Origin of the sequence: Paenibacillus sp. FSL E2-0178, from assembly GCF_038593005.1 — a bacterium.
Classification (GTDB): domain Bacteria; phylum Bacillota; class Bacilli; order Paenibacillales; family Paenibacillaceae; genus Paenibacillus_AQ; species Paenibacillus_AQ phytohabitans.
In genome coordinates, this window is sequence record NZ_CP151953.1 from 143,032 (window position 1) to 156,985 (window position 13,954).

The window sequence follows — 13,954 nt, forward strand, 5'->3', positions numbered from 1 at the left end:
TTTAGTATAAAAGGAAGGATGTGTATGAATTTATGGCAACTTATACGATTCAACTCGAAGGCTGCTATAGCGGAAACTGTGTAAGGCTAAATGAGTTAGAACTCTATAATAAGATTGGTAAGATTAATTACACCATTGTTGATGCCTTTGATTCTAGAGTTGGCGCTGTACCTTATTATTGGAATCAAGGTACACTCTTCGGGAAGGAAGGGCTGAACGATGGAAATAAGACATATTCCGCTGCAACTTCGACAGCTTTTTTATATAGTACTAGTGCATCAACTGTCACTCCATCAGATGGGCATTTTGTTAGAATTAGTGTAACGTGCACAGAAGCTCCGACTATTGTTGTTTTGAATTTCACAGGCAGAGATTCTACTCTTGGTGGTGTTGCGAAGTATGTAACGCTATTTCAGGATGGAGTATTAGCCACAAAAGATAGCGGTACTGTAATTTTGTCAAAAAAAACAATTGTCAATGAATATACCGAACAAACTTTCACATCGTATACGAAAAAATTCTTGATATCATCAGAAGGAAACTATTACTCCATTAAATCAGGCACCCCAGTAGTTTATAGCGCTGACGTTACTGCTACAATGACTTCGAACACAACTCCTACAGGTTACGTGGTAAGTACAAATAGTGATTTAAATAATGGGAATTATGTTGCGTGGAAGGCATTTGACGATTCTGAGAGCTACGGTTGGTTGACCAGTAGCAACATATTGACAGGATATCTTAGAATAAAGATTCCCTCCCCCAAAATAATTAAAGCTTATCGCGTTAGCAGCGCAGATAATCTACTTTTAACGAATGCATCTGAATGGGCGTTTGAGGCGTCTAATGATGGAATCGTATGGACAATTTTGGATACGGTTAAGGGAAGTCCTTTTCTGTCTAAAAAAGAATCTAGAACGTATTCATTTAATAATGAACTCGCATATCAATACTATCAATTTAATTGTACAAAGAATAGTGGTCATGCGACTCAAATTGGATTAGGAGAGATTGAACTGTTTGAAGAGGTAACTAAATCCGTCCCTACAACCCTTATCTATTTAGAAAGTATTACTGAAAATACTTTTCTCGACCTTGGATTATCTAATAAATTCGAGATTGAACTAAATAAACAAATGCTAATCAGAGGTTACCTCAAAACTTCGAGTGAACATATTGGATCAGGAAGAGTCTTTAAGAGATCGATTGACACCACTAATGTACCAATCAAAAAAGTAACAATCACATAATAACTCATAAATGATTGATTATTGAGTTGGAAATAGAAAGGAGTGAAGTTCTAAATGCCGAATACACAAGATAATATGGCTCGATGTGGAGTCGCTTGGTTTAAGATGGATGAATTGTCGGGGAATATTACTGATAGTAAAGGTTCATTAATAGGAACACAGACGAATGTTACAAGAACATCTGGTGTTAGTGGCAACGCATTGAATTTCGTAGGGAATGGAATAGTTCAGTTTCAGGACACAGTGCTTCCTAGGGGGAAAAAGAGCATTAGATTTAAAGTTAAGACTACACAAACTACAGGAGGAACATTTCTAAATACTGGGGTTCCGGCAGCAACAAGCTCAAACCCACCTGCCTATGGGTTCTTTTTCGGTGTAGAAAATGGGAGATTAATTTTAATTTACTACCACGGAAGCACTGTAAACCTAAGAGTGGATATTATCTCTAAGGTGCTCATAAACGATGGAAAGTGGCATGATATTCTATTTACATGGGATGGAACCACGAATACAAATGCTGCAAAATTATATGTGGATAATATGGAAACTCCTGATTCTATGGCTACCTATCCAGTTCTAGATACAACTCCACATTCGGTTTTTATGACATTAGGAAGAACAAATAATACATCTTTCTATTATTACTATAGTGGATTAATTGATGAGCTTGAAATCTATAATGATGTCATTCAACCCGTTAGAAATCGAAGTCTCATCTTCCATAATGGACTATATAAAAGATACACCACATTCTGGGAAGTTATAGCAGCTACAGTTACAGATGCAGATTATATGTCATACGGGATGAGCGCTGAGAAATTGTCATCTATTCCAGAAGGCGCTTGGAGTAGTTTGTCAGGGATAATTGAATTGTTTCATTTTGCAGATGATGGCACTGCTTCAGAAGCACAATTCAATATCGAAACCACTCCCTTTACTCTTGCAGAAGAATGGGAAAATAAAACCATCAAGGTTATTGAATATACTGATAATCCTGCACAAACGGAATCAGTAATTACAATGGAGACTGAACCATTTAGTTTATACGATGAACTTGGTGATACAGTAGATGTTCTATATTACACTGATGACACGACTAAAACATACGCTAACTTAACAGTGACAGCAAATTATACTCCGCTGGATGAGATCAATGGAGATTTTGAAGTTGTTACTTGGACGGACAGTCAGGATATTGCAGTAGGCAGCGAACCCACATTAGCATATGAAGCTTTACCATTTGAGCAACTTATTACCTCCCCAGTCGATATTACAACGTATGGATCAATTAAATCACTTGTTGCCAGTAAAATTACTCAAACAGTTGAAGGAACATTAAAGTTCATTACATCATTTGATTCTGGAGCAACATGGAAGGTGTATAAATTCGGCAAGTGGAGTGCTATTGATATATTGAATAAAAGTAATATCAAAAAGAATGGCATGACACTTGAAACGATTAACTCTATACCTGAAAGTGCGCTAGTTGGACTTAAGCGAATCGGATATTATCTTGATAACAGTATTCATCGTAGCGGAGAAGTAGCTCAATTGGATTATTTGAAAATGATTTCAAGCTCCCCTACTCAAGATGTTAAGTTTAGCGATGTTGCTTTTTATCTATTAAATACGACAGCTACGATTCAACTCCAACTCCAAGGCAATAAGCTGGTTGGAGAATTAAACGATGCGGATACAGGCAGAGTCCAATACAGAGTTATACTTAATGGGAATTACTATTATCCAAATTTCGGTGATTTCTCTCCCCTATTGCCCTCCCCACAAAACATTCAACTTAATTTATCTGAAAAAGATGTACTCTTTGGGCAAGAAAATGTGCTCAAGGTTGAATTTAAAGATTATTGGGGTCAAGTTGATTCTTGGCAAACAACATTTATTGGGACATACTCCGGTATTATGTTTAAGGACGAATCGGGGAATTTTTATTCGAATTCATTCGGAGAGATATTAAAACGACTTGAATTTGGAACCCTCTTTGCGGGACAGACCACCCTTGAACAAAAAGTTATCGTTAAGAATCAGTTGGGTGTTAAAGTGCAGAATCTTATCTTAGAAATTGTGAAGGAAAAGTTGCCTCCAGGTGTATTCATTGAGTTATCCCGTTCAAACTTCCCGTTCGCTTCTGAAGATCCGCTCCTGTTTAATATGTTTTTTGACGCAGAAGATGAATTTGAGTTTTATGTCCGTATAGTCACTCAAGCAACTGCACCAACAGCAGCCAACGGACAGTTTGAAATTAGAGCAAAAGCAGATCCAGTTTAACAAGATCTCAATACAATGAGATAGAGGAAGTGTGTAAGTGGATGAAGTAAATGATATTAGTAGTGTTATCACCATAAAAAATAGACTATCCAATAAGATGGATGGCAGTTTTATTTTATATCGTACAAACGATGAGGACATCGAAGCCAATCTTGTCATTAAACAACATAGCGGTGATGACTTAAGATCAGTCATTGGTATTAAGGTTGAAAAGCATCATGATATCAATGCCTCGATAGATGTGATGTATCGTGGGAACACAGAGATTCAAGGTGGCATCGAAGCCATAGCTGTGAATTTCTTGGAATCATACATAGAGGTTAAACCCCATAATCAAATGTTCGGTGGATTTGAATTATTCGAGGCTCCGAGAGTAGAAGTTACTCTCTCCCCTGTAGCTGACGCAACCACACGAAGCAGAGATGATTTAAGAACCATAAACTACGGTGATACACGTAGTATGTTAACCGGAAAAAGCCCAGACGAAGAATTTGGTGCCTTTGTGCAATTTGCAGATTTTCAAAATTCAATTCCTGATTTGAAATTCATTGAAAGTGCAAAGTTGAGACTGTATTATGCCAGTTTCCCCTTAGACAGCGACCTTGCATTGCATCAACCCAATACGATCTGGCGTGAACTGGGAATCACCGATGCTAATAAGCCACACTCTGTAGAGTTACTGCATGACTCATACACCATCAATACCATTGATCGATATGTTGAGTTTGATATTATGGAAACGGCGTTACGTTGGCAATCAGGGACGTTGGAGAACTATGGTTTGATCCTCTCAACTACGGACGACAACAGATTGACATTCCTCACCAGGGAATCTGACCGATCACCACAATTAATCATCAAATATGTAACCTCCCAAGTTTATAGTATTGGTCGTTCTGAGATGGAATCAAGTATCTTCGTTTATGGTAAAAAAAACTATGACATTTCTGGTGTGTTGACAGTTGATAGTGATGTGGGAATATATAATTTAGAATCATATCTATATGTACATAGACAAGCAGATTACTTGTACAGTGACATTCCATCTAAGATACCAATCTCAAAACCAGAACTCTTTTCATTTTTAACGATCCAGAAACGTGAACATACAGAAATCGATGCCACACTGACTGTAGCTGTACATAGTATGACGGAAGTTGAGTCAAATGTTAGTTCAAGTAAACCAGATATAGACTCCTTATTAACTATTGATCCTAAAATATCATTGGCAAGTTTGATCACTATTGCAAAGCCTATGACGGAAGATATAAATTCTCTATTCGCAATCTCTAAACCTGATTTAGCTTCAGCACTGACCGTATCCGATCACACCAGAGCCAATAATTATCTGGATTCTGAGTTGACGGTACGAACCGAGTATGAATCATTTATGGATTCAACACTCAGCATATCGATAAGAGATATGGCGGGATTATTGACTGTAAGGGCCATAGATCAAATCGACATGGATGGTATAATCCAGGTTCCCGATAAGTTTGACGTAGACTCTACCCTTGGATATTCTCATCCTGACTTAAAGGGAACGATAACCATTAGGGCAATTGGCAATGAGTATCTAGATAGTTCCATTGAGGTTCCTTATTATGAAGACCTACCTTCAACATTTGGGTATTCACATCCAGATTTAAGTGCAGTTCTAACGGTTACGTATACCTCTGAGGTAGACGGTGAAATGTACGTAAAGGATAAAGAATATCTGGATGGATTAATCGATGTAAAGAAAATCAATGAAATTTCCGGTTATTTAATGGTCAAAGCTGTCAATCAAATCGATAGTGAGATAAGTGTTAATCGTCCAGAGTTATTTGGGTATCTTTCTCCAAGAGTAGTCGGAGAAAATGAACTTATTGCTGAGATACTAATTAAGAAAAGAAATGTGGCAGACTTGAACAGCTATATAAGTGTTCGAGGGCAGGGGAATCGTAATTTTGTAATACTATTTTAATAAGAAGAGTTGATGAAAGAGGGGGTTTATCATCCCCTCTTTTTTATTTTGATTTCGGAGAGTGTAAAGTGAATGATTTAAATTTAAAACTATTAGCCAATAGAGACTACACCTTCCTCTATGCAGCTTCAGGCATCGTTGGAACAATAGTATCTTACGCATTTGGAGGTTGGAGTGGCTTGTTGGAAATCTTGTTGTTGGCGTTTGTAATCGATTATTTGTCGGGTTGTGCTGCTAGTGTGAAAACAGGTGAAGGCCTAAAAAGCAGCGTTGGCTTCTGGGGTTTGATTAAAAAAGGTATGATGCTCCTCATGGTGTTTTTAGGACACCGCATTGATCTAGCGCTAGGTATGACATTTGTTATGAATGGAACGATATGTTTTTGGTTAGCCAATGAGGGAGTTAGTATTACTGAAAACTATGGCAGACTCGATTTAAAAATTCCTCCAGTATTCACTAAGGTGTTCACTATATTTCAGGAACGGGCTATAGCAAATCAAGAAGACAAAACAGAACAGCAAAAAGACGAGAATTAATGTTCTACCCGGCTAGAGTATCCCCAAAAATCTCGTCTCATTTGGATTATAGCATGAAGGATTAGAAAGGAGAATATTTAAAAATGAGACAACAAAGAAATTTTCTTTTATTGGAAAGAGATGAATTTAAAGATTGGCTGGATAAGCAGAATGTGAATCGTACAATCAAGTATCTACAGGTACATCACACTGCTTCTCCAAACTACACAACACGTAAACATCAAGATGAGTTCAAGTGCCTTGAGGGCATGCGGGATTATCATATGATTACAAATGGTTGGAGTGCTACAGGTCAGAATATTACAACATTTGAGAACGGTAAGATTGCCATCAGTCTTGATCGAGACTTGAATAAAACTCCTGCTGGAATTGGTGGTTTTAATACGGCAAATATGTGTATCGAGAATATTGGCAACTTTGATAAGAATGGCGACATCATGACAGATGAACAGAAGAAAACAATTGTTCATCTGTATGCTTGCCTTGCGAAGAAATTCAACATTCCAGTAGATACAGATCATATTGTTTATCATGCGTGGTATGATGTAAACGGAAAAAGATTGTCAGATTATATTCCAGGAAAATCTAAAAAGACATGCCCAGGAAATGCATGGTTCGAAGATGGTAATACGATTGCTGCAGCTAATAAAGGATTTATCCCAGCAATTAAGGCTGAATTAGAACGATTGAGCAAGCCAATAGTACCTGCTCCGCCTTCCTCACAAACAATCTCAAAGGATGATGAACAAGTGGATAAAGTTAAAATTGTACATACCAAAGATAACACCTTACTTGACGGGTTTATGAAAGACAATAAGAATTATGTTTGTGTAGACGACCTAAAAGAAAAAGGTCTGATCAAAGCAACTTGGGACAACATTAATAAGAAATTGTATGTAAGTTGAATTGATTCACCAGCAAAAACTGCATTCTATCAATTAAATTAATGGAGGAATTACCTTGAATGACTTATACATAATCGCTGGCTGCACCCTGCTCATTGTAGCAGGCTTTTTTATTATTCCCTGGCTTCAACGTAAAAGTTTGCTCACAAGTAAACAGATTGAACAGATCATGAGTTTGAGCAATATTGAACGATTGGTTATAGACATCCTTCCTATTGCTGACATGTACAAAGACAAAGCTAATTTTGTTTTGAATTTGGCAGATGAGGTGATTGACTACGTAAATACATATGCTAATGGCACACTTTCAAAAGATGATAAAATTGTACTTTCCCTAAAAATGATTAAGAGTGTCTGTGAAAAATTTGGAGTGGTTCCCAGTGTTCAAGAGATTGAATTGATCAAAATTATTATTGAACAAGGAATTGAATTTGCAGAGAAAGTTAAGTGAATATTGATATTGAAGGGGAGATTTCATATGAAACATACTGTCAAAATGTGTGTTGAACCGTTAACCAGACAGAGATTGGCGAACCCATTCCTCGACATTCCAATGCTTGAACGTTTGAAAAAAGCTGGGAGTATTGATTTGCGAAATAATTACATAGAAGAATTGCTTCCTAATGGATACGCAAAGATTAGAGCGATTGACAATACGATTACATATGCGTAATACCGAGATAAGATTGTTATATCTTTGATGAGGAGTGAGTAATTTGGATCCAAACATTCTAAAAAATGCAGAAATTAGTCTAGACACACCTGAGAAAGCTAAACTGTTTTTCGATTTACTCCACAATCCTAATCCTGCTAACGAAAGAATCAGAAAGATGATACTTGAAAGTCCTTCAATACCTAGAAGACAGTAAAAAAAGCCCATGAACATTACAATATATAATAATATTGAAAATGTTATGGGCTTTTTTTTGTTTTTCAAGAGAGAAAAGTCACATATTTAATGAATATTCGCTACCATTCAAATAGTATTGACAAATAATAAAACTAAAAATAATTATATATTGCGTAAAATTAAATTTATGTGTATAATAAATCTCATAAGAGGCAACTAATTGAGTAAAAAAATAGGGAGAGTGAGATTATATGACACTTATTTTTAATAGTTTCGAGACTAAAAAAGTTCGCAAAAATGAAGTCTGGTTAGCTGATCTTGGCCCGAAAAAAGGTTCAAAGCAGAGTGGAGTGCGACCAGTGCTAATTACAACTAATAATGTAGGTTGCTCAAAATCGTCAATAATTCAAGTTGCTCCAATTACAAGCAGTACAACAAAACGAAAAATGCCCACACATGTACATATAACTGCTGAAAACAATGGATTTATAAAGGATAGTACTATTATGTTTGAGCAATTGTTTCCATTAGATAAAAAAGAAGATCTCAAATACAAGTTGTTTGACTTACCAGAAAAGTATGACGGGGAATTATTTAATGCATATGTTGCAGCTTATGGTTATTAAACTAAAAATAAATATATACAATGATATTCGTTTAATGTTATGATTCTAACTAGGAGGTGAAAAGAATAAGTAAGACTCAGATGGCAGCAACACCATCATTATATGGCGAGGATACTAAACAAGTAACTGAATCGTTGCAGCATAAGCCCACAGAGAAGAGTAATGAGAACACAAAAAAGTTGATTGAGTACTTTGATAAGATTGAGGATGGGCTAAAACAAGACAAAGTTTACTTAGTATATGAGCAAACGGATGATACTCATGAAACGCTAATGGGTGTATTTTCATCAGAGACAAACGCTGATATTTTTAAACAGGAACTAGTACATAAATTAGCAAAAAAATATGGATACGAAGATTATAATTATTGGGATTATGAATATTATTTTTTCATACAAGAATGGAAGGTTCAATAATAGTGAAGGACAAAATAAAATATTTAATGCAGCTAAAAAAGTTCCCCGATGAATTGAAAAATAAACCTTTCTACCTCCTAAGACATAAAAATGATTATGGAACACTCAATCCCAATTCGCCGTCTGATCTTGAGTGTTGGTTTGAAGATGAACCAGAGAAAAAATGTATATTGTTGCACTAACTAAGATAAAGGAAGTAAAGCAGATGACTGAAAGCCAAGATTTAATACGAAATGCTATTGCTGAAGCATTAGAATTTCATATGAATGACAAAGGTATAACAGTATCAGTAACACAATTAGCAGATATTATAGTAAGGCATGTTGATTTCATCGATAATCCGGTTTTGGCACATAAGGGTATCAATTGGTACGTTAAGGATTTGTTTAAAAAAATTAAGTGAAGTTGATAAAAGACTGATTTCATGAAGAAAGGAAAGATTCATGAGTATAGAGCAACAAAGATTTAAGCGAGCTATTGCTCAGTCGTTAATTGATACATATGGATTTATCCCAGTTGAAGCAACAGAGAAAGCATTTTGTAATGAAACAGATGAATGGATAGTGGCAGATTTGATCTGGGCGCAACACATGGGTCCAGAATATTGGGCTGAAGTTATTAATGAAAGAAGTTGTGGCAAGGTGAAAGCAACACCAATTAAACCTATCCGTCCTACTGTTGTAGAATTCGACACGGAGGAAAAATACCTTGCTTTTGCTAAGTACGCAACAAGTAAACTTGAAGATATTGAGATGACCGAGAGTGAGAAAAAGTTTAGGGAAAAACTGAAGAATCATAAACGGTCAAAACAGAGAAGAGAAACTGACAACGAAAAAGCAGCATTAGAACATGCAGTAAAGTTCTACGCTGAAGGATATGAAGCTATGTTTGATTTTATCTGGGAACATGGGCAGCAAGATCGGTTAATGAAATATCTATACGAAAGAACGGGAGCTAGTCCAGAACGAGAGGTAAGTAAAGATACATATGCCGCCATTGCCGAAGAAATCAAAGAGCGACATAAATTGGTTTAATTGCAAAATAAAAATAAAAAGGTGAACTGATTTGATTATAAGCATAGCGGAATGGAAGAGACAGGTTAGTGCTAATTATGACCTCAAAAATAAGATCATAACTGATAAACTATCGCACGGTGTAGACGGTGTAGAGTGGCTTGTGATGCATTATCAACCAAGCTGTGTACGAGCAACTGGATTGACTGAGTGGATCGAGTATTTGGCTGAGGATGGATTCACAGACTACGAATGTGTCATGCTTGATGCCCTTACTTTAAAATCAGAAGTTTACTTTAAGAGGTATGACTATGGTTGGCCCATGTCGGTTGGCTATGCACTACACTATTTGTACACATTGAAGGAAAAATCGTATGATCAATACTTTAGATTTATCATGAAAATTAAACGAAGACAGGAGCTAAATATGAAGCTGAGCGAAACTCGAAAAGAACAATATTTGAATAAGCTACAAAGTAAAATTAATGAATTAATGCAAACTTTGAAGAATGAAGACGAGGAAGTATTACAGGGATTAGCAGAGGATGCTACCTTGTTGTTGACATCTTATACATGCCTGGATGAATCGGGCAAAAAATATAAAGTGGTATTAGATACCTATACGGCGACAAATAAGGCAAATAAAAGTGTTGTTTTAAAAACTAAAAAGTATGGTGCTGCTGTTGCTGTGTACTATAATTTGTTGCAAATGCTTAATAATAAACCTTGCAATTATGATATAAGGGGGAATTGAGTTAGTGATTGGAACGAATACATATAGTACAGAAAGTGCAAAAACATATGCCTGAATTTAGAGCGAAAGGAATTGAGCATAATTAAAGAAAAGCATTCAGACAAGGTCATGATTGGTATTAAGGATATTATGAGCAAGATGGGGATTGGCCGTGACAGTGCATACATGATCATTAAGCGAAAAGAGTTTCATGCTATTAAAATAGGTAGAAGATACTTAGTTCATGAAGAGGTTTTTGATAGATGGCTCAAAGAAGGAAAATGATTAAAAGTATTAATAATACATATGATTAACATTATATGGGAGCCGAACTATGTGATATAATAATATCAGTCACATGCTTTGACTCCCATTCTATTTGAACGGGAGAGTGTTTGAATGGCAGTTCCTAAATACGATGAGAAAACTAAAACTTGGAAATTTATATTTGATTATTACGATGAATCTGGAGAAAGAAAACAAATAAGGAGAAAGGGGTTTAAATCTAAGCGAGAAGCAAATGATAGAATGCTTGAATTAAAAAATGAGGTTAAGTCAGGGCAATACTCATCTCCAAATACACTTAGTGTTGCTACCTTTTTTGAAGATTGGTTTAAGACTGATAGAATATTACAGGTCAATGAGACTACTTATTATAGCAATTATTTGTCATTTAAAAATCACATTAAGCCCAAATTAGGGAACATCAGATTACAGAAACTTACACCTATGCAATGCCAAAAGTTCGTTACTGGTATGCACGAAGCGGGATATGCAAGAAATACTATTGACAGAATAGCTACTATCATAAAAAAGGCACTGGACAAAGCAATGCTTTATAAAATCATTCAAGATAACCCAATGCGAAAAATTACATTGCCTAAATATGTGAAACTTGAAATGAACATTTGGACCCTTGAAGAAACTAAACAGTTTCTAAAAATTACAAAGGGCTTTAGATTTTACTGTGCTTATGCTTTAGCGCTTTATTGTGGTCTTCGTAAAGGTGAGATATGTGCGTTAAGATGGCAAGATATCGACTTCGAGAAAAGAGAGCTTGCAATTAATCAAACATTAGTTAATTTTGGAAAGACTATTAAGCAAGGTGCTAAAACTTCGTCAGGTGTTCGTAAAGTATCTTTACCAAATGCACTGATAGATATATTAAAAGAGCAACGTAAGGAGTATTTGGAAACAAAATTACGACTAGGTTCAAGATTTATTGATATGGATTTAGTTATTTTTAATTATAAAAATGGAAAGAATATCTATCCAGATAATTTAACTACCTCATATAAAAAGGATTTAATAAAGGCTGATTTGCCTCACATACGTTTTCATGACCTTCGTCATACTCATGCAACAATTCTTATAATGGAAAACGTAAATGTTAAGATCATTTCAGAACGAATGGGACATTCTAAGGTTGGCATAACTTTGGATACTTATAGTCATGTGATCCCGTCAATGCAACAGGAAGTTGCGGACACATTAGACAGAGTATTGAGTCTTTAAGTAGAAAATTGTGACCCATTTGTGATTTTGAGCTAAGAAAGGTTAGAAAACCCTTGATAATAAAGGGATTTATCATTGGAATATGATGTGAAGTAAACGAAAACGGCAGAGGTGAACCTGATGGAACTTGGAATCGAGCTGGTTCCTAAAGAGCAGAAGCAGATTATAAGCAGATTAATGCAGTTCTATTTGTATGATTTTACGCGGTACCTGGAGCTGCAGGTGGACCGTGACGGATTGTTTCCGTCTTATCCCGGGCTGGAGGCCTACTGGAACAGCGGTCTAAACAAATTTGCCTACTTATTCACGGTGGACGGCAATATCGCCGGCTTTGCGCTTGTAGACCGGCTACTGCGTGATCCGGAGGGACAGTTCTATATGACAGAGTTTTTTGTGATGCAGAAATACCGCCGCAGCGGCGTAGGAACCTGGGCTGCACACCGGCTGTTTGATATGTTCCCCGGCGACTGGAAGGTCTCGCAGATCCGTGCGAATACACCTGCGCGTAACTTCTGGCACCGGGTGATCGGTTCTTATACAGGAGGGGAGTTCCAGGAGAGGTTCAACTCCCGGCAAGGCAATCCCAGCCAATACTTCAGCACATTAAATACTAATAGAATTAAGAAATAAATGCGGGCCGGAACATGAGTGACTCCCGCCGCTCATCACATACACTTACCTGAATGACGCGCAACTTTAGGGCGCTTCCAGCGTCTGGTAACTGAGGTGATCACAAATGTCCACGCGTAAGAGTGTATTCGGAGCGGGCTGCATTACAGTTGTATTAGCGTTCAGCTCAGGCTGCGGCAACGGGGCAGAGATTAATTCGTCCGGTGCCGGGGGGATGGCACAGCCGTCCGCAACGACAGCTGCAACAGCTGCAGTATCCGTTACTCCATCTCCAGCCCATGCTACCCCGGCAGTAATCCAAACAGAACCGCCTGCGGTCAAATCAGTCGCGCTGATTCCGGCAGTACCGGATTACAGCGAGAGCGGCAGAGGATATGAGATTAAGGGAGAGGTTGTCCAAGCAGCGTTCTCCGCAGATCAGACATTACCACTGGGGCTGTTCATGCCTGAAACGATGGTGCGGTTTGAACAGGATGGAAGGACTGCCTGGGGCACACCGGATAAACAGAATTATATTACTTTAATTAAACTTGATGGAACGGATACGGCAGCTGGTGATGGAGAATTTGGGCCAGGCAATGATCTGGTGCTGCTGAAATATAAGGAATACCTCGGAAGCAAAGTAGAAGAAAGCACAGTGAAAGGAAGCCAGACGGCCGAAGCATTCAAATTCACGGCGAAAAATCAGGCTTACAGGGCGGAAATCCATGTTCAGGATGAACAACGTACAACTTTGCTTCCTGTGTTCATTGATATGCTTAGAGATATTGAATATATGAAGAAGCAACCGCCCATCACTCCGGGTGTGTTCTTAACAGCGCCGGATGTAGGAAGTGATCCCGGGAAAAAGCAGGCGCTGCAGGAAACGATGGACTGTCTTGAAGCCTGGGCGGCAGGGGATAAGGAGAAATTCGACTCTACTCTGTACTCACCGCAGCTTAATGAAGCTCTGCAGTTTTTTCTGGATCATAAGAATGTCTATCATTTCTCCGAATTGACCGTCCGGGGCATTCCTATGGAAGGGGCCAAACGGGCTGCCTTCATCGTCAGCTATACCCGGATGACTTCAGAGGGATATATTGTTGATGGAGCTAATGAAATCTCTCTGCTCAAAAACAAGCAAGGTGAATGGAAGATAGCTAGTATTGATTAGCCGGTTAATAAGGTTGTATGCAGATATTAAGTGTGCTATGATTTGCACATATTAGTAGCAGTGAAGGAGTCACTACTT

At 37.5% G+C, this 13,954-nt stretch carries 16 protein-coding genes; all 16 read left to right on the plus strand.

All coding sequences use genetic code 11. The annotated features are described in order from the left end of the window. The first annotated feature begins 32 nt into the window (after positions 1-32). The gene (locus tag MHI42_RS00695) at positions 33-1,250 is read left to right on the plus strand and encodes a hypothetical protein (RefSeq protein WP_342422377.1); all 1,218 of its coding nucleotides are present in this window, start codon (positions 33-35) and stop codon (positions 1,248-1,250) included. Positions 1,251-1,304: 54 nt separating this feature from the next. Continuing rightward, on the plus strand, positions 1,305-3,533 hold the full coding sequence (locus MHI42_RS00700; protein WP_342422378.1) for a LamG-like jellyroll fold domain-containing protein: 2,229 nt from the start codon (positions 1,305-1,307) through the stop codon (positions 3,531-3,533). A gap of 37 nt (positions 3,534-3,570) precedes the next feature. After that, positions 3,571-5,499, plus strand: a complete 1,929-nt coding sequence (locus tag MHI42_RS00705; RefSeq protein ID WP_342422379.1) for a DNRLRE domain-containing protein — start codon at positions 3,571-3,573, stop codon at positions 5,497-5,499. 68 nt (positions 5,500-5,567) lie between these two features. Next, entirely contained in the window at positions 5,568-6,035 is a 468-nt protein-coding gene (locus MHI42_RS00710) for a phage holin family protein (RefSeq protein WP_342422380.1), read from the plus strand. A gap of 83 nt (positions 6,036-6,118) precedes the next feature. After that, the gene (locus MHI42_RS00715; RefSeq protein ID WP_342422381.1) at positions 6,119-6,940 is read left to right on the plus strand and encodes a peptidoglycan recognition family protein; all 822 of its coding nucleotides are present in this window, start codon (positions 6,119-6,121) and stop codon (positions 6,938-6,940) included. Between the two features lie 55 nt (positions 6,941-6,995). Continuing rightward, complete coding sequence (locus MHI42_RS00720; RefSeq protein WP_342422382.1) at positions 6,996-7,391, plus strand: hypothetical protein; 396 nt, start codon at positions 6,996-6,998, stop codon at positions 7,389-7,391. A gap of 27 nt (positions 7,392-7,418) precedes the next feature. Continuing rightward, positions 7,419-7,613 (plus strand): hypothetical protein, encoded by a 195-nt coding sequence (locus MHI42_RS00725; RefSeq protein ID WP_342422383.1) that lies wholly within the window; start codon positions 7,419-7,421, stop codon positions 7,611-7,613. 428 nt (positions 7,614-8,041) lie between these two features. Then, positions 8,042-8,416 (plus strand): type II toxin-antitoxin system PemK/MazF family toxin, encoded by a 375-nt coding sequence (locus MHI42_RS00730; protein ID WP_342422384.1) that lies wholly within the window; start codon positions 8,042-8,044, stop codon positions 8,414-8,416. A gap of 80 nt (positions 8,417-8,496) precedes the next feature. Next, a complete protein-coding gene (locus tag MHI42_RS00735; RefSeq protein WP_342422385.1) occupies positions 8,497-8,832 on the plus strand; it encodes a hypothetical protein in 336 nt (111 codons plus the stop codon). Between the two features lie 205 nt (positions 8,833-9,037). Next, the gene (locus MHI42_RS00740; protein WP_342422386.1) at positions 9,038-9,235 is read left to right on the plus strand and encodes a hypothetical protein; all 198 of its coding nucleotides are present in this window, start codon (positions 9,038-9,040) and stop codon (positions 9,233-9,235) included. Positions 9,236-9,275: 40 nt separating this feature from the next. Next, the gene (locus tag MHI42_RS00745) at positions 9,276-9,866 is read left to right on the plus strand and encodes a hypothetical protein (protein ID WP_342422387.1); all 591 of its coding nucleotides are present in this window, start codon (positions 9,276-9,278) and stop codon (positions 9,864-9,866) included. Between the two features lie 31 nt (positions 9,867-9,897). After that, positions 9,898-10,599 (plus strand): hypothetical protein, encoded by a 702-nt coding sequence (locus MHI42_RS00750; protein WP_342422388.1) that lies wholly within the window; start codon positions 9,898-9,900, stop codon positions 10,597-10,599. A gap of 72 nt (positions 10,600-10,671) precedes the next feature. Beyond that, positions 10,672-10,863, plus strand: coding sequence for a helix-turn-helix domain-containing protein (locus MHI42_RS00755; protein WP_342422389.1), 192 nt, complete (start codon positions 10,672-10,674; stop codon positions 10,861-10,863). A 114-nt stretch (positions 10,864-10,977) separates the two neighbouring features. Next, positions 10,978-12,093 (plus strand): site-specific integrase, encoded by a 1,116-nt coding sequence (locus MHI42_RS00760; protein WP_342422390.1) that lies wholly within the window; start codon positions 10,978-10,980, stop codon positions 12,091-12,093. Between the two features lie 120 nt (positions 12,094-12,213). Further along, positions 12,214-12,723: a GNAT family N-acetyltransferase gene (locus MHI42_RS00765; RefSeq protein ID WP_039299018.1), complete on the plus strand. Its 510-nt coding sequence runs from the start codon at positions 12,214-12,216 to the stop codon at positions 12,721-12,723. 106 nt (positions 12,724-12,829) lie between these two features. Next, positions 12,830-13,876: a hypothetical protein gene (locus MHI42_RS00770; RefSeq protein ID WP_342422391.1), complete on the plus strand. Its 1,047-nt coding sequence runs from the start codon at positions 12,830-12,832 to the stop codon at positions 13,874-13,876. Positions 13,877-13,954 lie beyond the last annotated feature (78 nt).